The organism is Nonomuraea sp. NPDC005730 (assembly GCF_040630865.1).
In the GTDB taxonomy this organism is placed as follows: domain Bacteria; phylum Actinomycetota; class Actinomycetes; order Streptosporangiales; family Streptosporangiaceae; genus Nonomuraea.
The window spans coordinates 115,734-139,517 of the sequence record NZ_JBEXYK010000019.1 but is presented as its reverse complement, the minus strand read 5'-3'; the positions used below and the strand labels follow the sequence as shown (position 1 = coordinate 139,517).

Below are 23,784 nucleotides of genomic sequence, written 5' to 3'. Positions count from 1 at the left end.
CGGTTACATTCCGAACCCGGAAGTTAAGCTTCTCTGCGCCGATGGTACTGCACTCGGGAGGGTGTGGGAGAGTAGGTCACCGCCGGACAATCTTTCAAAGGAGCCCCACACGGATCGTGTGGGGCTTCTTTGCGTTGTACGCGCTTCCCGATGAAGAGCTTCAAGGCCCGCGCAGCACGCCAAAGCCTTGGGAGTCCGGGTCTGTGTAATAGGCGGCTGCCAGTCGGGTCGCGCCAACCGGTTCGCGAACACGCAGCTGCCTCTCAGGAGCAGGGCGCTGCAAGCGTCCATAGGGTGACGTGCTCTCCGTGCCCGACTTGGCCCCTGTTGGTAATGAGTACATCGACCCCAGCAGACTTCCGTTCCGACGACTTGAGGCCGCGCGTGACAGCCCCATGAGCTTCGCGAACGGCAATGGGTGATGGCGGTGAGCTATTTCCGCGCACACGGTCCAGCCGCCTTCCCCGAGCAGCCTTTCCCTGGAAGGAGCGGTGGAGTGGGACTGGATGTTGCTCCCTTGCGTTTGATCGGTCGCATCACAGCGGAGGCTGCTCTCGGGGCGCCCGGCGCACAGCAGTTGTGAGGAGCCACCCTCAAGCCACAGGCACGTCACCGCTGTGCTTGTCGCAGGACCCATCGTTCAGAGACTTCTCCGATGCCTCCGGGCTACACCTGCATGAGAACGTCGGCCAGATGCAGTTGGGGAGACTTACTGTTCTTCTGTTGCTTGGGTTCGACCATGAGATCACTGCCGCGATCCTTCTAAGCAGTGTCCTTCTGTGGGTGGAGCGAAGGCGGAATGATCGCGGGTGGGCGCGTTGATGGAATGGTCGTGGGGTGTCTGGAGGGCTCGTGAACGTTCGGGGGCTTGCTAGGCTGGGGGGAGCGGGCCACCCCCACGGGTGGCCTTCGTCGCGTAAGGCCCGAGGGCGGGCGGCGACCAGCCACGGTGGACCGCCGTTGTGAGTCCGCTGAGTGAGCCAACGAAATGGACCAGAAGTGAACAGAGATGACGGATCGGACGGCGGACAGCGCGGGCGCGGCGACCACGGGGACAGGCGCTCTGGCGGCGGCAGGACTGGCGGATACGGCTCTCGCGGGCGTGATTCCGGTGGCGATCGTCCGTTCCGTTCAGAGGGCCGGCCGCGGCCGTACAACCGCGAGGACAGCGCGCCTCGAGGCGGGGAGGGTTCCCGCGACGAGCGCGCGCCGCGGCGCGAGGGCGGTTTCCGGGACGAGGGCCGCTCCTACCGCGACCGGGACGACCGCGGGCCCCGCCGTGAAGGCGGCTACGGTGACCGCCGTGAAGGCGGCGGCTACGGCGAGCGTCGCGAGGGCGGCGGTGGCTACGGCGATCGCGGGCCGCGCCGTGAGGGTTCTGACCGAGGTCCGCGTCGCGAGGGCTTCGACCGGGGTCCCCGCAGGGAGGGCTTCGACCGGGGGCCGCGTCGTGAGGGCGATGAGCGTCGTCCTTACCGGGACCGGGATGATCGCGGGCCGCGTCGTGAGGGCGATGACCGCCGTCCCTTCCAGGACCGGGGGCCGCGTCGTGAGGGCGATGAGCGTCGTCCCTTCCAGGACCGGGGGCCGCGTCGTGAGGGCGATGAGCGTCGTCCCTTCCAGGACCGCGGACCTCGGCGTGAGGGCGGCGGCTATGGCGACCGTGGTCCGCGCCGTGAAGGCGGCGGCTATGGTGACCGCGGACCGCGCCGGGAGGGGTTTGACCGGGGTCCCCGCAGGGAGGGCTTCGACCGGGGGCCGCGCCGTGAGGGTGACGAGCGTCGTCCCTTCCAGGACCGGGGGCCGCGCCGTGAGGGCGATGAGCGTCGTCCCTTCCAGGACCGCGGACCTCGGCGTGAGGGCGGCGGCTATGGCGACCGTGGTCCGCGCCGTGAAGGCGGCGGCTATGGTGACCGCGGACCGCGCCGGGAGGGCTTTGACCGTGGCCCGCGTCGTGAGGGCTTCGAGCAGGGGCCGCGCCGTGAGGGTTTCGACCGGGGGCCGCGTCGAGAGGGCTCCGACCGGGGTCCGCGCAGTGAGGGCTTCGACCGCGGGCCGCGCCGTGAAGGCTTCGACCGGGGTCCGCGCCGTGAGGGCGGCGGGTACGGCGAGCGCCGCGACGACCGCTTCGGTGACAGGGGCCCGCGCCGGGAAGGCTCTGACCGTGGTCCTCGTGGTGAGGGTTTCGACCGGGGTCCGCGTCGTGAGGGCGGGTTCCGTGACGACCGCGGCGGCGGCCAGCGTCGTGAGGGTTTCGACCGGGGTCCGCGTCGCGAGGGTGGTTACGACCGTGGCCCGCGCCGCGACGACTCCTACGGGCCTCGTCGTGAGGGCGGCGGCTACCGTGAGTCGCGTCCGTTCTCGCGTGACGACCGGGGAGAGCGTCCGGGCGGCGGCACCCGCGCCAGGTACGGTCGGGAGGAGCGCGACTCCGACGCTCCGCAGCGGGAGAGGCTGCCCGAGGTGGCGCCCGACATCACCGCGGAAGAGCTCGACAAGGAAGTGCGCGAGGAACTGCGTTCCCTGCCCGGTGACCTCTCTGACCTGGTCGGCAGGCACCTGGTCGCCGCGGAGCGCGCCCTGGAGGAGGACGACCCCGACAAGGCGCACGAACACACCAAGGTGGCGCGCCGGTTCGCCGCTCGCATCGGTGTCGTACGCGAGGCTGCGGGCATCGTCGCCTACCGGGCCGGACACTTCTCCGAGGCGCTCAGCGACCTGCGTGCGGCCAGGAGGATGACCGGGTCGGACGCGTACCTGCCGGTCATGGCCGACTGCGAGCGCGGTCTGGGCCGTCCGGAGCGGGCCATCGATCTCGTACGTTCGCCGGAGGCCGAGCGCCTCGACCGGGCCGGGCGCATCGAGCTGACCATCGTCGAGTCGGGCGCCAGGCGTGACCTCGGCCAGCAGGATGCGGCCGTGATCACCCTCCAGCGCCTGCCCGAGCTGCGCGACCCGCAGCCCAAGCCGTGGTCGGCGCGCCTGGCGTTCGCCTATGCCGACGCCCTAGCCGACGCCGGTCACCAGGAGGCGGCGACCGACTGGTTCGCGCGTGCGATGGCCTTCGACGAGGACGGCGAGACGGACGCGGCCGAGCGGTACGCCGAGCTCACCGGAGCCGTCATTGAGGACGTCGAGGAGGACTTCGAGGAGGACCTCGACTCCGAGGACGACTTCGACGACGCCGGCGCCGCCGACGAGGGCAAGCTGGCCGAGGAGGAGGAAGAAGACGCCGAGGCCCTGGCCGAGGCGGACGACCTCCTGGAGCCGGAAGCGACCGAGCCTTCCGAATCCGCCGAGCCTTCTGAAGCCGTCGAGCCGGAGGACGCCGTCAAGCCGGAGGACGCCGTCGCTGCCGAGGCCGTCGAGCCGGAGGCGGGCGAGCCCGCGGACAGTGGCGAGGAAGAGAAGCCGGCGGAGGCCGGGACGCCGGGGATCACGCCTGCGTTCATCGAGCCGAACTTCGGTGACGTGCTGGAGGTCGAGACGGACGAATCCGCTCAGGACCGGCCGAAGAAGAACGACGAGTAGGTGTTGCTGCTCCGCCGTACCCCGGATGGTTCGGGGTACGGCGGAGCTTTTGTGTCACATGGGGTGTGGCCGGCCGGTCGTCATCGTTCGACGCGGTTGAGCCAGTGGAGGATGCCCGCGACGTTCGACGGGGCGCCGCTCAGAAGTTCGAACTGCTCGGCCGTCGCGTCGTCGGACTTCAGGGCGGTGTAGCGCTCCTTGGTGCGGTCGCGGACCATGGCGACCGCGTGATCGAGGTCGAGGCCCTCGGAGTGTGCCTGGCGGGTGAGATCCACCCAGACCTGGAGCTCTTCGGCGGATCGCTCAAGAGTCTCCTGGACGGCGCCGACCGGTCCGTAATGGCTGAACAGCAACCGCTGCGGACCAAGTGCCTGGAACAGGGCGATCGAGTCGAGGGCCGTCTGAAGGTCGAAGTCCGGCGGCGGCGTGGCGGGGCGCAGGTCGCCGGTCTGGGGCAGGTATACGCCCGCGGCGTCCCCGACGTAGAGGTCTCCGGTGGCGGAGTCGATCAGGCCGACGTGGTGCTTGGCGTGGCCGGGCGAGTAGTGGCTGCTCAGCGTGCGGCCGTTGCCCAGGTCGATGGCCCCGGTGTCGCCCAGGGCGACGATGCGCTCGGCCTCGGTGGGGGACAGTTCGCCGAAGAGGGTGTCGAGCTGGTCACCCCAGACCATCCGGGCGCTGGCCATCAGACGCGACGGATCGGCCAGATGGCGCGCGCCCTTCTCGTGTACCACCACCTGCGCGGACGGGAAGAACCTCGCGATGTCCCCCACACCGCCCGCGTGGTCCAGGTGGATATGGGTCACCACCACCGTGGCCAGGTCGTCCGGGCCGACGCCGAGCGAGGCGAGCGCGTCGCGCACCACGGGGGACGAGGTCGAGGTGCCCGTCTCCACCAGGCACGGCCGATCTCCCAGGATCAGGTAGCCGGCGGTGATGCCCGCGTATCCGGCCATCTTGGTGTCGATCTCATAGACGTCGCCGCCTAGTGCGGTGATGTTGTCCACAGGCACTCCCGCGCGTACATCCGTCATCCCCAGAACGACGTTCGTATCGATCCGGGCTTCCCTTCATCGTAGAGAGTGATCTCCTCCGGAACACAAACGGGAGGACGACAATGGATCGGAACGAGGTCGTGCTGGTGGGGCGGCTGTCGGCCGCGGTCGAGGAATACGCGATGCCGAGCGGCGACATGGCCACGAAATGGCGCGTCATCGTACGCCGCCGGCGCAGGCACCGGCGAGGCCCGGCTCTCACCGACAGCATCCCGTGCGTCACGTTCGACCCCGGGGTGGCGGAGATCGTACGGGGTCTCAAACCGCGGGACTTCATCGAGGTGACGGGCGCGTTCCGTTGCCGGGTCTTCGGCCCGGCCGCCGCCAAGATCTGGCGGTACGAGGTGGAGGTCAGCGCCGTCGAACCTGTCGAGGAGATGGTTCCTGAGCCGGCTGAGGAGGTGGTTCCGAGCCGGGGGCCGCGGCAGGTGGCTCAGTTGGCCGGGGCGGGGTGACCTTGTCGGCGATGGCGAGGTGCCGCCTCGAAGGGGCGCTTCGATCTGGGCAGGGGGGCATGGGTCTGCCTTCCCGTTGGCCGGTGGCCACGCCTGATGCTGGGTTCGGGGCTTTGCTGGATCGGGATTAGGGGGAGCAGGGGAGGCGCGGCTACGCGGCAGGGGCGGCGTCAGTCGATGGCGAACGTGCGCAGGACCAGGCCGGTACGCGGTTTGGGGCCGAAGGAGGTGGACTTGCGGGGCACTCGTTCGCCGCCCGCGGCGACCGCCAGCACGTCGTGGACCATGAGCGGCTTGAGGATGACGGCTGTGCCGCCCGTCTGGATCGCGAGCCGCAACGCCGCCTCGGTGTCGTGGTGGACGATGCGTACGGCCCGCTCGTCGTCCTCCATGCCCCACACCTTGGGCAGGATGAACTCGGTGAGGATGGAGGTGTTCAGCGAGTTCCAGCGGTCCGAATGGTGGTCCGGCATCGCCAGGTTGAGCTGCACCGGGTCGGGGTCGGTGAGCAGATGGGTGCCGCCCTCACCGGCGAGCAGGAAGGCGGGCTCGGCCGCGTCCTGCAGCGCCGCCAGGCCCTGCGCCAGGTCGTCGTAGTCGTGCACCTGCCAGGCGCCCCTGGCCCTGGCGGCGGCCTCGGTCAAGGGGAGACCGGGGATGACGCGGTGGATGGCCTTGAGGTCGGGTGGGTAGGCGGTGGAGTCGACGATCAGGGCCAGCCCGAAGTCCCATGGGCCCAGCGCCTGCCGGGGTTCGGCCGGGGCGGAGGCCGGTTCCGCTGACGGATGGGCCAGGTGATCGGTCAGCTCGTGCCGGAACGAGGTGACTGGGCTGGGGGAGGGGTGTCCGGGGTGGTCCGGCGTGGCGGAGGGGGCGGGTGACAGCTGAGGTGTGCCCTGGGAGTTCTGGGTGGGCATGCTCAGGGGCGCGTTGAGGGAGACGTGCTGAGAGGCTTGGGGAATTGTGGGCCGGAGGGCTTCTTGTGACAGGTCGTGGGGCGTGGCCTGGTGGGTTCCGTCCCGCAGGGCTTGGCGGGCGGCGTGCTCCTGACGCTGGAGGACGCGGTAGGTGGCGTACCGGTGGTGGCCGTCGGCGATCAGGGCCTGACGGTTGCGCAGGTCGGCGTTGATGGCGTCGATCTCGTCCTGGTCGGTGATCGCCCACAGCCGGTGGGTGAGGCCGTCCTCGGTTCCGGCCGTGACGAGGGGCGGCCGTTTGGCGGCTACCTCGTCCACCAGGCGGGTGGCCCTGCCGTGGTCGCCGTTGTAGAGCAGGAAGATGGGTTCGAGGTTGGCCTCGGTGGTGCTCATGAGGGCCAGCCGGTCGGCGATGGGGCCGGGCATGACGTCCTCGTGGGGGAGGATGACACGTTCGGCGGGGTCGATCAGGCCGACGTCGCCGATCAGGCCGCGCTGGAGGACGTGCGGGCCGCTCTGCTCGTACACGTACAGGGCGGGGGTGTCGTCGGCCACGAGGACGCCGGCGTCCAGCCAGGCCCTCAAGGTGTCCCTGGCCTCGGAATAACGGGCTTCCAGCGGCACCTCGGTCCGGTGGCGGAGTCTGGACGAGGTTGCGGCCGGGCCAGGAGGGGTGCCGTGTTCGGTGGCGGGTGTCGCTTCGGGGTTGCAGGGAAGGATGAGCCGGACGACGTTGTTCGGGTGGGAGGCAAGGAGGGCTTCGACGTCCGCATCGCTGATCAGGTCGTACGGTGGGGAGGTCACCTTGGCGGGATCTTCGACATCGAAACGTACGCCTCGGAAGGGCCGTAGCACCAGTCCGTCCGGCACCGGCAGTTCAGGAGTCCCCATACCGGGCATGCTCCCATAAATGCTTGCGCCTACCAGGAGTTGCCCCAATCGTTTGCTGTCGCGCCCCTTACGCGGCGGAGCGGGAGCGAGGTTCGTCGTCCAGCGATGAAGGAGTCCTCACGCATGGTTCAGGGCGGAAATGGTCACGATGAGTCCTTGGGCGGCATTCCTGGGGGCGGTGTCTACGACTGGTATCAGCGTGGTGTGAAGTTGCTGAAGGAGGGGAGTCCGGCGGCTGCCGCGGCGCTGCTGGAGCGGGCTGCCGCTGCCGAGCCGCAGTCACGGAGCATCCTTGAGGCGCTGGCTCGGGCGCAGTTCAACTCCCGTCAGTACGCGGAGGCCGCGGCCAGCTTCCGGCAGATCGTGGATGCGAACCCGGCTGAGGATTATGCGTACTTCGGGCTGGGCTTGTCGTTGTGGCGTACGGGGGATCTGGAAGGGGCTCAGGAGCCGCTGGCCATTGCGGTGGCCATGCGGCCGGACGAGCGGCATTACGTGTCGGCCTTGAAGAGCGTGCGGGCGACGTTGAGGGCTCGGCGAGAGATGTAGGGGACTGACGCCGCCCAGAGCGGATGAAACGCCCGGCACAGGGACCCCGCGCGGCCTGTCCACTTACAGACCGCGCGAATAGGGCTTGGGTCGGAGGGCACAAGTGGCTACGTGCCTCGGCTGTCGATCATCATCGTGACCAGGCTTGACCTATGCTGAGCCAATGACCGGCAACGGCGCACCCACGAGAGGCTCGGGCGCTGAAGAGCCTGGCGTTGACGCGAAACTGCCCGCGACCGTGCGTATCGCCGGGGTTGTGTTGAGAAGGATGGAGAGCCCTTCATCGCTGGCCTGCTGGACCGGTTACTTCCCGGAGCCGACAGGCGCGGTCGAGACCGGGATGAGTCTGGTGATCGAGCCGGCCGCCCCGCCAGAAGAGGCCACCCTCCATTTCGCTCACGACGTCGTGAGCCACTTCGATGTCTTCGTCGACCAAGCTTTGGAGTACTGCCGCACCCGACTCCGGGAATCGCACTTCGAGCTCACAACTGAGGAACTGAGCTGGCTCGACCTTCCGGAGTTGCCACTGGCAGTTCCCGAAGCAACCGTGTGGGCCGACCAAACCTGGGCAATCCGTTTCACGGAGAGCAGGCTCCGGCTGGCGGACCCCTACGGAATCCTCGTGACGTTCAACGGAAGGCAGCCTGTCGACGTTGAGGGCCTCGACGACGAGCAATGAACCGCTCGACGCGCCATCGGGCGTGTGTTCACGGGTGGCGGTTGGGTCGGTTGTCCCAGCGGTGGGTTGTCCAGGCCCGGCGGGTCAGGCTGCGTACGGTGATGACGGTGTCGGCGAGATCGAAGAACGCGTTAATGACCGTTGCGTGGTGTTCGTGGCAGCGGGCGAGGCGCTGGAAGGCGTTCTGCCAGGCATGGGTCCGCTCCACATGCCACCTGTCAATTGCCTGGACCGGTGCCTTCTCGCCCTTGTGCGCGATCCGGCCGTCCAGGCCACGTTCGGCAAGCAGGGCGCGGGTCTTGTCGGAGTCGTAGCCGACGTCCAGGTGCACGGTGATGTCGTCGGGCAGGGGTCGGAGGTCGTCCAGCAGGTCCAGGGTCGCGGCGAGCAGCGGGGAGTCGTGACGGTTCGCTCCGGCCAGGAACGGCCCAGCGGAATGCCGTAACCGTCCGTCATCCTGGAACGCTTCAAGCCCTGCTTGCCGCGGTCGACCGGGGAACGCCCCGCCACCTCACCACCACCAGGCGCCTTGGTGATGCAGCCGTCCACAGCAATCCGGTCCAGGACCAGGCCGACGATCCGGTCGTAGGACTCCAGCGCGATCCGCTTGAACTGCGCGAAGACACCCAGACGTATCCACTCGTCACGACGGCTGCGGATCGTCGTGGCCGAGCACGTCGCATCCGCGATCGCCTCGTAGGAGCAGCCGAAACGCAGCAGCTTGTCGAAGACGACCCGGTCACCGATACGCCTGCGATGACAGCCCAACGGATGGCCCGGGTGGAACTCCGGCCGCATTGGCGACAGGGCCGCGAACTGCTCCCACAGCGGTTCGGTCAGCCATGACGGCAGAACAGGCACAAGTCTCCCCAACGATCACACAATGTCGCCACTCCATGATCGCCAGGACTCGTACCCGCTCTGCCACCAGTCTCCCCAACCGCCCCTATCCGCGCAGCCACTTAGTCGCCATGGCCAGGACGCTCCCCATCCGAGTTGCGGTGTTTGCTTGCGGCCGGTCGTGCTGATCGGGCGCGTCGCAGCAGATCGCTTGCTTAGTGAGGCTCTGTGCTGGAGGGCGGGTATCCGTGGCCCGGCACGCGACTATGCCGTGCCCTTGTCGGCCCATCAGGGTGACGTTGTTGCTGAGGTCCTTCCAGGGTCTCGATGAGACGTGCATGCCGTCACGCATGGGCGGCCATGTCCGCGCGTTCTCCAGACGCTGACGGCAGCCCGGGGACATTGCCGTGGCTGCATTTGGCCCCCATCATCATGGGCGGAAGCCTGCCGCGAGGGTCCTTGTCCGGTCTTGCGCGGCAGAACGGCGCCTTGAGGGGCCGCCCCCAGTTCCGGGCTTGCCGGCCGCCACGTTCCACACACGCGGCATCACGTCTATGCGACCCGTCAGATGGTGGGGGTCAGCCGTGGCGGGTGGCGTTGGCCAGGATGGCGGATCGGAGGTAGGCGGCCAGGCCGGGGGAGGTGCGGTCGAAGGTGGCGGTGAAGCGGGGGTCGGAGACGTACAGGTCGGCGAGGCCGCGGTGGATGCCGTACGTGCAGTCGTAGAACCAGCGGGAGAGGTGGGCGCGGTGCTCTTCGGCCAGGTCCATCGCGAGGCCGCTGTCGGCCGGGACGTCGGCGTGCATCGCCTCGGCGAGGCGGGCCGAAAGGGCGGCCGCCTCGGCTTCGTGCCGCTGCCAGTCCTCCTTCGTGTACGACGAGGTGCGGCGTGCGCTTTCGGCCCAGGCATGCGTGTCGCCCCAGCGTTCCTCGGCCTCCGCCGCGTATGCGTCATGGGTGGGGGCGTCGAGGAGTTCTGCGCGTTCCTGGGGCGTGGGGTCCGGCTCGCGGGACATGGTCGTCCTTCCGGTGTCGGGTACGGGCTGCCCGAGCCACGAGGAGAGGGCTTCCTGTGGCGGGGTACGAAGGCGACGCTAAAGTCTCACGCGGCGTGAGAGTCAAACGGGAAGAGGCGCTGTGCTGATTGACGGCTATGACACCCTGCTGCTCGACCTCGACGGTGTGGTCTACCTCGGGCAGCACGCGGTACCCGGGGCGAGGCAGGCGCTGGAGGAGGCGCAGGGCAAGGGGGTCCGGCTCGCCTACGTGACCAACAACGCCTCCCGGACGCCTGCCGCCATCGCCGCCCACCTGCGGGAACTCGGCGTCCCGGCGACGGCGGCCGATGTCGTGACCTCGGCGCAGGCGGCCGCGCGACTGGTCGCCGAGCGGGTGGCTCCGGGCGCCGCGGTGCTGGTCGTGGGCGGGTCGGGGCTGCGGGTGGCCGTACGTGCTCATGGGCTCAGGCCGGTGTCCGTCGCCACCGAGTCGCCCGCGGCGGTGGTTCAGGGGATCGCTCCTGGTTTGTCGTACGCCCTGCTGTCGGAGGGGGCGTTGGCCGTACGGCAGGGCGCGCTGTTCGTGGCCTCCAACGGGGACAGCACCATGCCGACCGGGCGGGGCGAACTGCCGGGGAACGGGGCGATGGTCCGGGTCATCGCCGCCGCCACCGGGGTCGAACCGGTGTACGCCGGTAAGCCGGATCCGCCGTTGCATCGGGAGTCGATGATCCGTACGGGCGCTCGGCGGCCGCTGGTCGTGGGGGATCGGCTGGACACCGACATCGAAGGGGCCTCCAACGCGGGGGTGGAGAGCCTGCTGGTGTTCACCGGGGTGGCCACGCCGCTCGACGTGCTGACCGCTGCGCCGCGGCACCGGCCCACGTACCTGGCCGAGGACCTCGGCGCGCTGGTCCAGCCCTATCCCGACGTGCGGGAGGGCACCTGCGGGGGATGGCGGGCCGAGTGGCGCGACGGGGCGCTGCACCTCGAAGGCGACGGCAGCCGGATCGACGGCCTGCGCGCGGCCTGCGACGCCGCCTGGACGGCCGCGGGCGACGGGCAGATCGGGGAGGACGCGGTCAAGGACGTCCTGAAGCGCGTGGGATGAGGCGTGCGGCACGGGCGGAGGTGCCGCCTCGACCTTGCCTTCCCCGTCGTGGCGGCGTCCTTCTTCCACGGTCCAAAACCCGGACTCGTACACGCGTGGTGCAGGGGCAGTGTCGTGATCGCGGAGGTGTGGGCTTGTCGGGAAAAGCACCAGAGAGGGGTGACGTGGCCGCCGGAGGGCGGCTCAGTCGGTCGGGGGTCGAGGGGCAGGTTCGCTGTTCGCTTGTCGCCTAACAGTTAACGCACGCGCCGAGTAGTTGCCTGACAGTGAACACACGCGCTGAGCAGCTGCGTAAGACTCAGCACCCGCATTGAACAGTCGCCTGGAGAACCGATCAGATCAGCTTGCGCAGGCGCAGCAGGTCGCCGAAGCTCGCGTCGATCTTCACCCGCCCTCCGAGCAGCGCACGGGCCAGGTCCAGTTCGCCGTCGACCAGCGCGACCAGGTCGTCGCTCGCGATGGTGATCTTCACGTCGGCCGGTTTGCCGCCCGCCGGCGGGTCCTCGGTGAACGGGTCGAGCCCCCCGTGGTGCAGCCGCCCGTAGAAGATCACGTCGAGGTCGGACACCCGGGCGCTGACCGTGCGCTCGACCACGTGTTTGGCACGATCCTCCGCGCCGATCTCGTCGAACTGGGCGACGAGCCTGGCCAGTGCCGCCCGGCACTCCTCGACGCTTGCCATGTTGGGCATCCTTTCTTTCCCTTTGCGGTCGGTAGCGTTCCACATCACTAGCACCCCCGTATGAGCTTCAACGCGTGACACGCCTGCCAAGGTCCCGGGCGCTCGCCCGAGGCGTTACGGTCGAGTCATGAGTGAGCTGCCGGAGGAGACCGGTGACGAGCGGGTCGACGCCATCGTGGCCGGTCTCGGTCGTGTGGGCGAGCTGCCGGTGAACGAGCACGTGGCGGTGTTCGAGGAGGCGTTCGCCGGGCTGGAGTCCACTCTCGCGGGTGCGGGCGACGAAGCGCTGGGCGAGCGGTGAGCCGGCGGATCCGTCTCGACAGCGAGCTGGTGCGCCGCGGGCTGGCCAGGTCGCGAGAGCAGGCCGCCCAGCTCATCGAGGCCGGGCGGGTCAGCGTGGGCGGCCAGCAGGCGAGCAAACCCGCGACCCAGGTCGACACCGCTTCGGCCATCGTCGTCGCCGAGTCGGCCGACGGGCCCGACTACGTTTCGCGGGGAGCGCACAAACTGCTCGGGGCGCTGGAGGCGTTCAAGAGCCTGTCGGTGGAGGGGCGCAGGTGCCTCGACGCGGGAGCCTCCACGGGAGGCTTCACCGACGTGCTGCTGCGCCACGGCGCGGCCCACGTGCTCGCCGTCGACGTCGGCTACGGTCAGCTCGCCTGGTCGCTGCGCACCGACGAGCGGGTGACCGTGATGGAACGCGTCAACGTGCGCGACCTGACCCCCGAGATGGTCGGCGAGCCGCCCACGCTGGTCGTGGGCGACCTGTCGTTCATCTCGCTGCGGCTCGTGCTGCCCGCGCTGGCGCAGGTCGCCGCGCCGCGGGCCGACTTCGTCATGCTGGTCAAGCCGCAGTTCGAGGTGGGCAAGGAGCTCGTGGGCGCGGGCGGCGTGGTGCGCGACCCCGAGCTGCGGGCCAGGTCGGTGCGCGAGGCCGCGGCCAAGGCGCAGGAGCTGGGGCTGAGCGTGCGGGGCGTGACCGCGAGCCCGCTGCCCGGCCCTTCCGGAAATGTCGAATACCTGCTGTGGCTGGGCAAAGGAGAGGGTGAGCCGCCCGTCGCCGAGCTCGATGCCGAGATCCAGCGTGCCGTCGCGGAAGGGCCGCAATGAACCGGACCGTGCTGGTCGCCGTCCACACCGGGCGGGACGCCGCCGTCGAGAGCGCCCGCCTGGTCATCAACCGGCTGGTCGGGGCGGGCATCAACGTACGCGTCCTGGACACCGAGGCACGTGACATCGGCTGTGGCGGGGTGGAGGTCGTCCCCAGCGACGACCCCGGCTCGGCCAAGGACGCCGAGGTGATGATCGTGCTCGGCGGCGACGGCTCGCTGCTGCGCTCGGCCGAGCTGGCCAAGCCCGCCGGCACGCCGCTGCTCGGGGTCAACCTCGGGCACGTCGGGTTCCTGGCCGAGGCGGAGGTCGCCGACCTGGCCTCCGCGGTCGACAGCGTGGTCGCCGGGCGCTACGACGTCGAGGAACGCATGACGATCGACGTCCTGGCCAGGCAGAACGGCCGGGTGATCGCCGACACATGGGCGCTCAACGAGGTCACCGTGGAGAAGCAGGAACGCATGCTGGAGGTGGTCGCCGAGATCGACGGGCGGCCGCTGTCCCGCTGGGGCTGCGACGGCGTGATATGTGCCACTCCTACGGGTTCGACGGCGTATGCCTTCTCGGCCGGCGGGCCGGTGGTCTGGCCGGAGGTGGAGGCGCTGCTGCTGGTGCCGATCAGCGCCCACGCGCTGTTCGCGCGTCCGCTGGTGGTCTCGCCCCGGTCCACGATGGCCGTGGAGATCCTGCCGGACACTCCGGGCGGGGTTCTGTGGTGCGACGGCCGCCGCCGTTTCGAGCTGCCCTCCGGGTCGCGTGTGGAGGTGCGCAGGGGCGCCGAGCCGGTGCGCCTGGCCCGTCTGCACGGGGTCGAGAACACCGGCGCGCCCTTCACCGACAGGCTGGTCGCCAAGTTCGAACTACCGGTTCAGGGATGGCGCGGGAGAGTGCGACCCTGAATGAATGGAGGGCAGAACGCGTAGGATCCCATGGGCAACAGATGTCCGGAGACAATCGACCGGCCATCAGGCACGGCAGTGACGGGAGTGGGCAGTGCGACCAAGGGTCGAGGAGGTCCGCATCCAGGGGCTCGGCGTCATCGACGAGGCCGTACTCGAGCTTTCGCCGGGCTTCAACGTGGTCACCGGCGAGACCGGCGCGGGCAAGACGATGGTCGTCACGGGGCTCGGGCTGCTGTTCGGCGGCCGTGCCGATCCCTCGCGCATCCGTCCGGGGGCCGACAAGGCGACCGTGGAAGGCACGCTCGTCGTCGAGTCCGGCGGCCGGGTCGCCCAGCAGGTCGAGGACCTCGGCGGTCAGGTCGAGGACGGCGAGTTGATCATCTCGCGCACCGTCTCGGCCGAGGGCCGCTCCAGGGCCTGGCTCGGGGGCCGTACGGTGCCCGTCGGCACGCTGACGTACCTGGCCGACGACCTGGTGGCGGTGCACGGGCAGATGGACCAGCAGCGGCTGCTGCAGGCCGCCAGGCAGCGCGCCGCGCTCGACCGTTACGCGGGGAACGAGCTGGTCAAGCCGTTGCGGGCGTATTCGCAGGCATACAAGCGGCACAAGCAGGTCGGGGCGCTGCTCGACGAGCTGACCACCCAGGCCAGGGAGCGTGCCCATGAGGCCGACCGGCTGCGGTTCGGCCTGGAGGAGATCGAGAAGGTCGACCCCAAGCCGGGCGAGGACGCCGACCTGCGCGAGGAGGAGGAGCGCCTCTCGCACGCCGACGCGCTGCGCAGCGCCGCCACCACGTCCCACACCGCGCTGCTCGGCGACCCGATGGAGGCCGGCGGCGGCGCCCGTGACGTGATCTCGCTGCTCGGGGAGGCCCGCGCGGCCGTCGAGGCCGTGCGCGACTACGACCCCCAGCTCGCCGGCGTGGCCGACCGGCTCGCCGAGGCCGGATACCTGATCTCCGACGTCGCCACCGACCTGGCCGCCTACGCCGAGTCCATCGAGGCCGACCCCGCCCGCCTCGGAGCCGTGCAGGAGCGCAGATCCGTGCTGGGCAGCCTGATCAGGAAATACGCCGAGGACAGCGCAGGGGTGCTGACCTGGGCCCAGCAGGCGGCGGCCCGCCTGGGCGAGCTCGAAGGCGACGACGAGCGCATCGAGGAGCTCACCCGCGAGCACGAGGAGCTCACCACCAGACTCACCACCCTGGCCGCCGAGCTCACCAAGGTGCGCGAGGCCGCCGCCGAGCGGTTCGGCCAGGCCGTGACCGAAGAGCTGACCGCGCTGGCCATGCCCCACGCCCGGGTCGTGGTGCAGCTCACCCAGAGCGCCGAGTTCGGCCCGGAGGGCGTCGACGAGGTGGAGCTGCGGATGTCCGCCCATCCGGCCGCGCCGCCGCTGCCGCTCAACAAGGGCGCCTCCGGCGGTGAGCTGAGCCGCGTCATGCTCGCCATCGAGGTCGTGTTCGCCGGTGCCGACCCGGTGCCGACGTTCGTGTTCGACGAGGTCGACGCGGGGGTCGGCGGCAAGGCCGCGGTCGAGATCGGGCGCCGGCTGGCCCGGCTCGCGCGCACCGCGCAGGTGATCGTCGTCACCCACCTCCCGCAGGTGGCGGCCTTCGCCGACCAGCATCTGGTCGTCGAGAAGGCCAGCGACGGCAGCGTCGTGCGCAGCGGTGTCGTCACGCTCAACCACGAGGGGCGCGTCCGCGAACTGTCGCGCATGCTGGCCGGTCTGGAGGACTCCGAACTGGGCCGGGCACACGCGGAGGAGCTGCTGGGGCTCGCAGCGGCCGACAGGTGATTCTGTGTGACATAGTGGACACGCGGCGTAGTGCTTGGCCTCCGCGCTGTTTCCCTCTGGCAGGATGGTCATGATGAAGGTTCCGGGGAGCAAGATGCCGGGCCTCCGTGGCAGGAAGGTCGGTGACCTTCCCGGTGTGACGGCAGTGGCGAGAATCGACCGGCGAACCAAGAGGCTGACCAAGCGCCTCCAGCCCGGAGAAATAGCGATTATCGACCATGTCGACGTTGACCGGGTCAGCGCGGAGGCGCTCGTCGCGTGCGGCGCGGCGGCTGTGGTCAACGTCGCCGCGGGCATCAGCGGCCGCTACCCCAACCTGGGGCCCCAGATTTTGCTCGACGCGAGCGTTCCGTTCGTCGACAACGCCAATCCCGAGCTGTTCGAACGCGTCAAGGACGGCGATGTCGTCCGCGTCCACGAGGGCGTGATCTACCTCGACGACGACGTCGTGGGCAAGGGCGACGAGCAGACGACCGAGGCCGTCGAGGCCGCCATGGCCGAGGCGCGCGCCGGGCTGGCCGTGCAGATCGAGGCTTTCGCCGTCAACACGATGGAGTACGTTCGAGGTGAGGGCAAGCTTCTCATCGACGGAGTCGGCGTGCCTGAGATCCGCACCCCGATGGAGGGCAGACATGTCCTCATCGTGGTGCGCGGATATCACTACAAGGAAGACATCGCCACCCTCCGCCCCTACATCAGGGAATACCGGCCCGTCCTCGTCGGCGTCGACGGCGGTGCCGACGCGCTGCTGGAGGCCGGCTACCTCCCCGACGTGATCGTGGGCGACTTCGACTCCGTCTCGACCAAGGCCCTGACCTGCGGCGCCGAGCTCGTCGTGCACGCCTACCGCGACGGCCGGGCCCCCGGCCTGGAGCGGGTGCACCAGCTCGGCCGCGAGGCGGTCATCTTCCCGGCCACCGGCACCAGCGAGGACATCGCGATGCTCCTGGCCGACGACAAGGGCGCCGAGCTGATCGTCGCGGTCGGCACCCACGGCACCCTGGAGGAGTTCCTCGACAAGGGTCGCTCCGGCATGGCCAGCACCTTCCTGACCCGGCTGATCATCGGCAGCAAGCTCATCGACGCCAAGGGCGTGAGCAGGCTCTACCGCAGCCGCATCACCACCTCCCAGCTCCTGCTGCTGGTGATCACCGCGTTGATCACCATGGGGGTCGCGCTCTTCCTGTCACCGCTCGGCCAGACCTGGCTGAACGGCCTGCAAGACGTCTGGAACGCATTCATCTTCTGGCTGGTCGGACTCTTCTCGTGATCGATTTTCGCTACCACGTCGTCTCCATCGTCGCGATCTTCCTGGCGCTGGCCGTCGGGATCGTCCTGGGCACCACGCTGCTGCAGGAGCCCGCGGTCAAGTCCGCGCAGGAGCTCACCGCGCAGCTCACCAAGACCAAGGACGAGCTGCGCGTGCAGATCGACCAGCTCCAGGGCCGCGAAGCGGGCAACGACGCCTTCGTCACCAGCGTCACCCCGAAGCTGGTGGCCGGCGAGCTGACCGGCCAGCGCGTGCTGCTGGTCGAGGCGCCGGGGTCGAGCACCACGTTCCGCGAGGCCGAGCAGCAGGTGCTGGAGGAGGCGGGCGCCGAGGTGAGCGGGCGCGTCACGCTGACCGAGAAATTCTTCGACCCCGACCGCAGCGGCGTGCTCGACGGCCTGGTCAACCAGCTCAAACCGGTCGACATGGTCTTCCCGTCCACGGCGACCGTCTGGGACAAGGCCGGCGCACTTCTCGCCTCCACGCTGCTCACCACCGACCAGGCCCAGGCGGGCACCCCCAACGCCGCGACCGCCGCCGTCATCAGCGGGTTCGAGGCGGGCGGGCTGGTCAGCACCGACGGCGACACCGCCAAGCGGGCCATGCTGGCGGTGATGTTCGCGCCGGAGAAGACGTACGAGGGGGAGCAGGCCGAGACCCAGCTGGGCGCGCTCGTCTCGGTCGCCGACCGGTTCGACGCGGGGGGCAAGGGCGCGGTGCTGGTCGGCAGCGCCGCCAACGCGGCCGTCACCGGGGGCGCGGTCAGTGCCCTGCGCGACGACGGCGACGTCGCCAAGCGCGTGTCCACCGTCGATACCGTCGATATGCCCACGGGCCGGGTCGTGGTCGTCTACGCTCTCCGGGAGCAACTGAGCGGGCGGGCCGGCCAGTACGGCATCGGCAAGGGGGCCTCGGCCACCCAGCCCGCGCTGCCGTCCACCACACCCTCACCGACCCAGTCAGGGAGCTGACATGGCCCGTGGCCTGCTCTACGCGCTGGCCGGCGCCGCGATCGGTGCCGCCGCCGCCCGTGCCGCCTACTCCGCCTTCACCCGGAACCGTCCGGCCGACCTGGGCGGGCGCTGGACGCGCAAGAACCATCGCGGCGAGCCCATCACCCTGCTGGAGGGGCCCGCGTTCGTGGCGGGCTCCGGCGCCGCGGCCGCGCTCACGCCCGGCCTGGCGCCGCGTACCCGGCTGGCCGCGGTGCTGGCCGGCGTCGGCACCGGCGCCCTCGGGGCCTACGACGACCTCTACGGCACCACGTCCTCCAAGGGCTTCAAGGGCCACCTGACGGCTCTGGCCCGCGGCGAGGTCACCAGCGGCGCCGTCAAGATCCTCGGGATCGGCGCCACCGGGCTGGGCGCCGCCGCCCTCGTCTCCGACGGGCCCGTCGACACCCTGGTCAACGGCGCGGCCATCGCGGGCGCCGCCAACCTCGCCAACCTGTTCGACCTGCGTCCCGGGCGGGCGATCAAGGTCGGGCTGCTGGCCGGCGGGCCGCTGCTGGCCGTCTCGCTGCTGCGGTCCTCGCCCGCCGCCGCGGCCTTGGTCGCCGTGCCGCTGGGCGCCGCCGCGGCGCTGCTGCCCGACGACCTCGGCGAGCGCGCCATGCTCGGCGACGCGGGCGCCAACTCGCTCGGCGCCCTGCTCGGGCTGGCCGCGGTCACCAAGCTCGGCAGGCCCGGCAGGCTCGTCCTCCTGGGCACGGTCGCGGCGCTCACCGCCGCCTCGGAGAAGGTCAGCTTTACCAAGGTCATCGCCGCCAACCCGGTGCTCAACCGGATCGACATGCTCGGGCGGCGTCCCGTCGACCACGTGTGACCCTCCGCGCGCGATTGTCGGTCGCACCTGCCAGGATGTCGGCGTGACCGGATACTGGGCGGGGGAGGCCGGGTGCGGAGCGTGACGGCGCGGGGCGTGGCGGGTGGCGCCCTGCTCATCGGGGCGATCACCGTGCTGGCGCGGATCGCCGGCTTCGCCAAGCAGTACGCCTTCGCCCAGACCGTCGGCACCAACTGCCTGTCCACCGCCTACATGACGGCCAACCAGATCCCCAACATCGTCTTCGAGGTCGTCGTCGGGGGTGCGCTGGCGGGCATGGTGGTCCCGGTGCTGGCCGGGTCCGCCGCCTCGCGCGAGCGTACCGGGCACATCAGCTCGGCGCTGCTGACGTGGGTCGTCGTGGTCCTGGTGCCGCTGGGGGCGCTCACCGCGTTGTTCGCCCGGCCGGTCATCGGCCTGTTCCTCGGCGAGGCCGTCAACGGGTGCGACACGACCCAGCTCGTCGCCCTCGCCACCCGGATGCTGGTCGTCTTCGCCCCCCAGATCCCTCTGTACGGCGTGGCCGTCGTGCTCTACGGCGTGCTGCAGTCGCACAACCGCTTCGCCGGGCCCGCGGTCGCGCCGCTGGTGTCCAGCATCGTGGTCATCGTGGCGTACCTGCTGTTCGTGCCGCTCAGCTCGGGGATGGTCGACCCGGCGCACCTGCCAGGGCCCGCCGAGCTGGCCCTGTCGGTGGGCACCAGCCTGGGCGTGCTCTCGCTCGTGCTGACCGTGCTCGGGCCCGTGTCGCGGCTGGGGCTGCGGTGGCGGCCCACCTTACGCTTCCCCGACGGTGTGGCCGGGCAGGTGCGCAGGCTCGCGCTGGCCGGGATCGCGGCGCTGCTCGCCCAGCAGGCCGCCATGATCGTCGTGGTGCTGCTGTCGAACAAGGCGATCGGCAACGGCGCCCTCACCGTCTACAACTACGCGTGGGCGATCTACCTGGTGCCGTACGCGGTGCTGGCCGTGCCGATCGCCACCAGCGCGTTCCCCCGGCTGTCGGCGCAGGCGGGCGACGCGGTCGCCTTCTCGGCGCTGGCGGCGCGGACCACCCGGGCCGTGGTGCTGGTCACGGGGCTGGCCGCCGGCGTGCTGGCCGCCGCGTCGGGGCCTGGGGCGGTGGTGTTCCTGGGAGGCAGGAGCGAGGTGCCGCCGCCTCAGCTCGCCCTGGCGATCGCGCTGTTCGCGCCGGGCATCGTCGGCTACGGGCTCATCGCCCACCTGAGCCGGGTGCTCTACGCGGCCGGGCTCGGGCGCGCGGCTGCCACCGGGACGGTGGTGGGGTGGCTCGTCGTCATCGTCGCGCAGACCGTGCTGGTGTTGCTGCTGCCCGCCGGGTGGAAGATCGGCGGGATGGCGCTGGGGATGAGCGTCGGCATGACCGCCGGTGGGGTGTTGCTGCTCGCGGCCGTGGTGCGGGTGCGCGGGAGCGGTGCCGCGGCGGGGCTGCCCAGGGCCGCGGGGGCGGCGGTCGCCGGTGGTGTGCTGGGGTATTTGGCGGGGGCTGGGGTGGTGAGGTGGCTCGGCGTCTCGGGCATCTGGCCGAACGTGGGTGCCGTGGTGCTGGCGGCGATCGTGGCCGTGGTGGTGGGGGCCGTCGTCGTGGCGGTGGTGGACCGGCCGGATGCCAGGGTGGTGGCTGGGCTGCTCCGACGGGGCGCCTGATCCACTGCCACTGATCTTTTGCCTAGGGTGCGGTAGGTGCGCTCCGGCGGTTCCTGGTCGCGTACGGCTTCGGGGGTTCGGGTGGCTGGTCGCGTACGGCTTCGGGGGTTCGGGTGGCTGGTCGCGTACGGCTTCGGGGGTTCGGGCGGCTGGTCGCGTACGGCTTCGGAGTTCGGGCGGCTGGTCGCGCACGGCTTCTAGGGCTCGGGCGGCTGGTCGCGTACGGCTGGTCCTGCACGGCTTCTGACACTTGGACGGCTGGTCCCTCGCGGCTTTTGGGGCTGGCACGCCTGGTGGCGCGGGGTTCTTGGTGGCGCGGCCCTTGATTTTTTTAGTTCCTGCTCTTCCGCGGTGCGTGGATTGCCGTTGGTGGTTGGTTCCGGAGGCGGGGTCTTCTGTGTGAGGCATAGCTTCCTCGGAGGCTTGCCTTTGTGGGGCTGGCCTGCGGTAGGTGACAGGCCATGCAGGGCCAGGAGCCGTCTGGGGCGTGGCCTGCGGAAGGTGTCTGGCCTTGAGAAGGTGTCTGGCCTTGAAAGGGGCGCAGGGCATCGGGCGCATGGTTCCAGTGGTGCCGGACCTTTCGTGGGCAGGCACCACGGGGCTGACGGGTGTGTGAAGGCGATCACACTCCTGGGGGCTCAGGGGCTGTCGAACTGCCCGGCATCCAGAAGGTGTCATGGGGCTGGGGAACCTTGGATCCTTGGCTTCGGACACAGGGGCCAGCGCGGTTGGTTGCTTGGTCGGTGGTCATGGCGTGCAGTCCAAGGCGTGGTGGTCGGGGGGCGGCAGCCAGCCTTGGGTACCTGTGGAGGGCCGGTACTGGGCGTCGGCGGGTTGTGCGGGTGAGATCGGGAAGCTGCGGCGTGAAAAGGGTTACGGTTTCAGCTTTGAGGTGTGGCTGCGGTCTCGGTGAGGGCCTAGGAGGGGTCGTGCGGGTGGCTTTTGTGATGGGGACCACGTCGGGTGGGACCGGGCGGCATGTACGGATGCTCGTCGAAGGGCTGGTGCAGCGCGGGCACCAGGTGGCGGTGGTGGGGCCGGGGAGCGTCGAGGAGGCGTTCTCCTTCCGGGCGGCGGGAGCCGCGTTCGCCGAGGTACCCGTGTCCGACCGGCCGCATCCGCTGAACGACCTGCGCGCGGTGCTCGCGATCCGGCGGTTGACGCGCGACGCCGACGTCGTGCACGCCCATGGCCTGCGAGCGGGGGCGTTGACGAGCCTGGCGCTGAGGGCATTCAGGGCTCAAGGGACAAGGGGCCGGCTGGCCCCGGTTGAAGAAGCTGGGCACCGGGAGGCGAGAGACCGAGGGGCCTTGGTTCAGGACGTCGGGCGTCGGGAGACTGCGGGCCAAGGGGCGCCGGTTCAAGACGCGGTGGGGCTGGAGACTGCAGGCCAAGGGGCGCCGGTTCAAGACGCGGTGGGGCTGGAGACTGCAGGCCAAGGGGCGCCGGTTCAAGACGCAGGGGAACGCGAGGTAAGGGACCGGAGGGGCTCCGTTCAAGACACAGGGGGACGAAGGGGCGACAGCCGGGAGGGGAAGAGGCGAGCAGCGAGGCGATCTGGGAAGGGGCCCGGAGTGGTGGTCACCTTGCACAACGCGCTGACCGCCGGCGGTTTCGTGGGGTTCGTCTACGGGGTGCTGGAGCGGATCGTGGCGCGGCGGGCCGACCGGGTGCTGGTGGTCTCGCCGGACCTGGCGGAGCGGATGACCGCCCTGGGAGCCCGGGAGGTGGCGGAGGCGGTGGTGCCGGCGCCGCCGCTCCGGCCCGCCCGGCGCAGGCCCGAGGAGGTGCGGGAGGAACTGGGGGCGGGTGATCGTCCTGTCGTGCTGACGATCGGCCGGCTCGCCCAGCAGAAGGGGCTCGACACCCTGCTGGACGTGGCGGCGGGGCCGTGGGAGTCGCCGGCGCCCCTGTTCGCCGTCGCGGGCGAGGGGCCCTTGCGGGCGGAGCTCGAGGACCGGATCCGGGGGCGAAGCCTTCCCGTCCTGCTCCTGGGAGACCGGGAGGACGTCCCCGACCTGCTGGCGGCCGCGTCCGTCGTGGTCAACTGCAGCCGTTGGGAAGGGCTGCCGCTCAGCCTCAGCGAGGCACTGATGGCGGGCAAGCCGGTGGTGGCGTCCGACGTCGGCGGGATCCCGTGGCTGGTCGGCGACGCGGGGATGCTGGTGCCGTACGGGGACGCCGAAGGGCTGCGCGGCGCGTTGCGCAAGGTCCTGGGCGAGCCGGGGACGGCGCGGACGCTGGCCGAGGCGGCGGCCCGGCGGGGACGGGAGTTGCCGGACGGTGACGATGCCGTGGAGAGCGTCCTCGGGATGTACGAGGGGACAAGATCGAATGGATGATGGGATCAGAGTGTCGGCGTATACTGCGTGGGTTAGGGAGGGGAGTATCCCTTCGCGACAGCCTCGTCATCACGGTGCAGCCCCACTCCACGGGGCCCCCGGGGCTGCCGGTCCGCGTTGCTCGCGGGCGGGAGAGACCTCCGGCAATGAGTCATGCATGCCGGAGGGTTTGAACCGTGACCGTACCTGTGTGGGCCTGGATCGCCGTCATCGGCGGTCTGCTGGTCGTCCTCGCCTTTGACCTCTGGATCGTCGACCGTGGCGAGGCCCGTGAGTTCTCCATGCGGCAGGCCGGATATTGGGTCACCTTCTATGTCGCCCTGGCCGCGTTGTTCGGCGTGGGGTTGTGGGCCACCTTCGGGGCCGCCAAGGCGGGGGAGTTCTTCGCCGGTTACATCACTGAATACAGCTTGAGCGTCGACAACCTGTTCATCTTCTTCATCATCATGAGCAGGTTCGCGGTGCCGCGGCCCTACCAGCACAAGGTGCTGCTCGTCGGCATCGTGCTCGCGCTGGTCATGCGCGGCATCTTCATCGCCCTCGGCGCCGCCGCGCTGGAGCGGTTCAGCTGGCTCTTCTACGTCTTCGGCGCCTTCCTCGTCTACACCGCCGTCAACCTGATCCGGCAGCACCTCAAGGGCGAGGAAGACGAGTTCAACGAGAACATCCTGCTCAGGTGGGTGCGCCGGGCGTTCCCGACCACCGAGGGGTACGTCGGTTCGAAGGTCAGCGTCAAGATCGACGGCCGCCGCATGGTGACCCCCATGCTCATCGTGATGGTCGCCATCGGCACCACCGACCTGCTGTTCGCGCTCGACTCGATTCCGGCCATCTTCGGGCTCACCAAAGACCCCTACGTCGTCTTCACGGCCAACGCGTTTGCCCTGATGGGGCTGCGTCAGCTTTACTTCCTGCTGGGCGGGTTGCTGCAGCGACTCGTCTACATCAGCTATGGTTTGGCGTTCATCCTCGGGTTCATCGGGGTTAAGCTGATAATGGAGGCGTTGCATGCCAGCGGCGTCTCCTGGGCACCCGAAATTCCCATCTGGGTGTCGCTCACGGTCATCGGCTCCACCATGGCGATCACCACGGTTGCGAGCCTGATCAAAGCCCGCATGACGAGCGGCGAAGGCGAGCACACGCACCCGGAGCAGGTCTAGCG

General features: G+C 70.2%; 20 protein-coding genes, 1 rRNA gene and 1 pseudogene. 16 read left to right on the top strand and 6 right to left on the bottom strand.

Translation table 11 applies throughout. The features are described 5' to 3' along the window. A 5S ribosomal RNA gene (gene rrf / locus ABZ444_RS23350) occupies window positions 1-88 on the top strand; the annotation flags it as partial. A gap of 1,043 nt (window positions 89-1,131) precedes the next feature. On the opposite strand, the gene ABZ444_RS23345 is transcribed toward rrf, so the two are convergent. Continuing rightward, a complete protein-coding gene (locus tag ABZ444_RS23345; protein WP_358000375.1) occupies window positions 1,132-2,559 on the bottom strand; it encodes a hypothetical protein in 1,428 nt (475 codons plus the stop codon). Here ABZ444_RS23345 and ABZ444_RS23340 point away from each other — a divergent pair. Further along, window positions 2,503-3,531, top strand: coding sequence for a hypothetical protein (locus ABZ444_RS23340; protein WP_358000372.1), 1,029 nt, complete (start codon window positions 2,503-2,505; stop codon window positions 3,529-3,531). The two genes, ABZ444_RS23345 and ABZ444_RS23340, sit on opposite strands and share 57 nt — an antisense overlap. A gap of 80 nt (window positions 3,532-3,611) precedes the next feature. On the opposite strand, the gene ABZ444_RS23335 is transcribed toward ABZ444_RS23340, so the two are convergent. Next, the gene (locus ABZ444_RS23335) at window positions 3,612-4,538 is read right to left on the bottom strand and encodes an MBL fold metallo-hydrolase (protein WP_357983482.1); all 927 of its coding nucleotides are present in this window, start codon (window positions 4,536-4,538) and stop codon (window positions 3,612-3,614) included. Between the two features lie 110 nt (window positions 4,539-4,648). Here ABZ444_RS23335 and ABZ444_RS23330 point away from each other — a divergent pair, with 110 nt between their 5' ends. After that, entirely contained in the window at window positions 4,649-5,041 is a 393-nt protein-coding gene (locus ABZ444_RS23330; protein WP_358000369.1) for a single-stranded DNA-binding protein, read from the top strand. Between the two features lie 170 nt (window positions 5,042-5,211). Here the strand turns inward: ABZ444_RS23330 and ABZ444_RS23325 are convergent, their stop codons facing one another. Then, entirely contained in the window at window positions 5,212-6,849 is a 1,638-nt protein-coding gene (locus ABZ444_RS23325; RefSeq protein ID WP_358000367.1) for a DUF1015 domain-containing protein, read from the bottom strand. Between the two features lie 123 nt (window positions 6,850-6,972). Here ABZ444_RS23325 and ABZ444_RS23320 point away from each other — a divergent pair, with 123 nt between their 5' ends. Next, window positions 6,973-7,398, top strand: a complete 426-nt coding sequence (locus ABZ444_RS23320) for a tetratricopeptide repeat protein (RefSeq protein ID WP_358000364.1) — start codon at window positions 6,973-6,975, stop codon at window positions 7,396-7,398. Between the two features lie 163 nt (window positions 7,399-7,561). Beyond that, complete coding sequence (locus tag ABZ444_RS23315; protein WP_358000361.1) at window positions 7,562-8,077, top strand: hypothetical protein; 516 nt, start codon at window positions 7,562-7,564, stop codon at window positions 8,075-8,077. A 28-nt stretch (window positions 8,078-8,105) separates the two neighbouring features. Here the strand turns inward: ABZ444_RS23315 and ABZ444_RS23310 are convergent. Both ABZ444_RS23310 and ABZ444_RS23305 read right to left on the bottom strand, forming a co-directional pair. Then, window positions 8,106-8,938, bottom strand: a pseudogene (locus tag ABZ444_RS23310) (IS5 family transposase). A gap of 557 nt (window positions 8,939-9,495) precedes the next feature. Continuing rightward, window positions 9,496-9,933 (bottom strand): TipAS antibiotic-recognition domain-containing protein, encoded by a 438-nt coding sequence (locus ABZ444_RS23305; RefSeq protein ID WP_358000358.1) that lies wholly within the window; start codon window positions 9,931-9,933, stop codon window positions 9,496-9,498. 121 nt (window positions 9,934-10,054) lie between these two features. On the opposite strand from ABZ444_RS23305, the gene ABZ444_RS23300 reads away from it, so the two are divergent. Continuing rightward, window positions 10,055-11,026 (top strand): HAD-IIA family hydrolase, encoded by a 972-nt coding sequence (locus tag ABZ444_RS23300; RefSeq protein ID WP_358000355.1) that lies wholly within the window; start codon window positions 10,055-10,057, stop codon window positions 11,024-11,026. Between the two features lie 334 nt (window positions 11,027-11,360). On the opposite strand, the gene ABZ444_RS23295 is transcribed toward ABZ444_RS23300, so the two are convergent. Beyond that, window positions 11,361-11,708 (bottom strand): SCP2 sterol-binding domain-containing protein, encoded by a 348-nt coding sequence (locus tag ABZ444_RS23295; RefSeq protein ID WP_357983467.1) that lies wholly within the window; start codon window positions 11,706-11,708, stop codon window positions 11,361-11,363. Window positions 11,709-11,835: 127 nt separating this feature from the next. Between ABZ444_RS23295 and ABZ444_RS23290 the strand changes: the two genes are divergently transcribed. From ABZ444_RS23290 to ABZ444_RS23245, 10 genes are all read left to right on the top strand, one after another. After that, on the top strand, window positions 11,836-12,009 hold the full coding sequence (locus tag ABZ444_RS23290; RefSeq protein ID WP_352326208.1) for a hypothetical protein: 174 nt from the start codon (window positions 11,836-11,838) through the stop codon (window positions 12,007-12,009). Beyond that, a complete protein-coding gene (locus ABZ444_RS23285; RefSeq protein WP_358000352.1) occupies window positions 12,006-12,818 on the top strand; it encodes a TlyA family RNA methyltransferase in 813 nt (270 codons plus the stop codon). Before ABZ444_RS23290 ends, ABZ444_RS23285 begins: the two co-directional genes overlap by 4 nt. Continuing rightward, window positions 12,815-13,717 carry an NAD kinase gene (locus ABZ444_RS23280; RefSeq protein WP_358000349.1) on the top strand — a complete coding sequence of 301 codons (903 nt, stop codon included), beginning with the start codon at window positions 12,815-12,817 and terminating at the stop codon, window positions 13,715-13,717. Before ABZ444_RS23285 ends, ABZ444_RS23280 begins: the two co-directional genes overlap by 4 nt. 94 nt (window positions 13,718-13,811) lie before the next feature. After that, on the top strand, window positions 13,812-15,521 hold the full coding sequence (gene recN, locus ABZ444_RS23275) for a DNA repair protein RecN (RefSeq protein ID WP_358000346.1): 1,710 nt from the start codon (window positions 13,812-13,814) through the stop codon (window positions 15,519-15,521). A 73-nt stretch (window positions 15,522-15,594) separates the two neighbouring features. Next, window positions 15,595-16,791, top strand: coding sequence for a putative cytokinetic ring protein SteA (gene steA / locus ABZ444_RS23270; protein ID WP_357983505.1), 1,197 nt, complete (start codon window positions 15,595-15,597; stop codon window positions 16,789-16,791). Then, window positions 16,788-17,762: a copper transporter gene (locus ABZ444_RS23265; protein ID WP_358000343.1), complete on the top strand. Its 975-nt coding sequence runs from the start codon at window positions 16,788-16,790 to the stop codon at window positions 17,760-17,762. The genes steA and ABZ444_RS23265 overlap by 4 nt, the downstream gene beginning before the upstream one ends. 1 nt (window position 17,763) lies before the next feature. Continuing rightward, window positions 17,764-18,615, top strand: a complete 852-nt coding sequence (locus tag ABZ444_RS23260; protein WP_358000340.1) for a hypothetical protein — start codon at window positions 17,764-17,766, stop codon at window positions 18,613-18,615. 72 nt (window positions 18,616-18,687) lie between these two features. Continuing rightward, on the top strand, window positions 18,688-20,280 hold the full coding sequence (locus tag ABZ444_RS23255) for a lipid II flippase MurJ (protein ID WP_358000337.1): 1,593 nt from the start codon (window positions 18,688-18,690) through the stop codon (window positions 20,278-20,280). 749 nt (window positions 20,281-21,029) lie between these two features. Then, on the top strand, window positions 21,030-22,622 hold the full coding sequence (locus ABZ444_RS23250) for a glycosyltransferase (RefSeq protein ID WP_358000334.1): 1,593 nt from the start codon (window positions 21,030-21,032) through the stop codon (window positions 22,620-22,622). 176 nt (window positions 22,623-22,798) lie between these two features. After that, window positions 22,799-23,782 (top strand): TerC family protein, encoded by a 984-nt coding sequence (locus ABZ444_RS23245; protein ID WP_358000331.1) that lies wholly within the window; start codon window positions 22,799-22,801, stop codon window positions 23,780-23,782. Window positions 23,783-23,784: the final 2 nt, after the last annotated feature.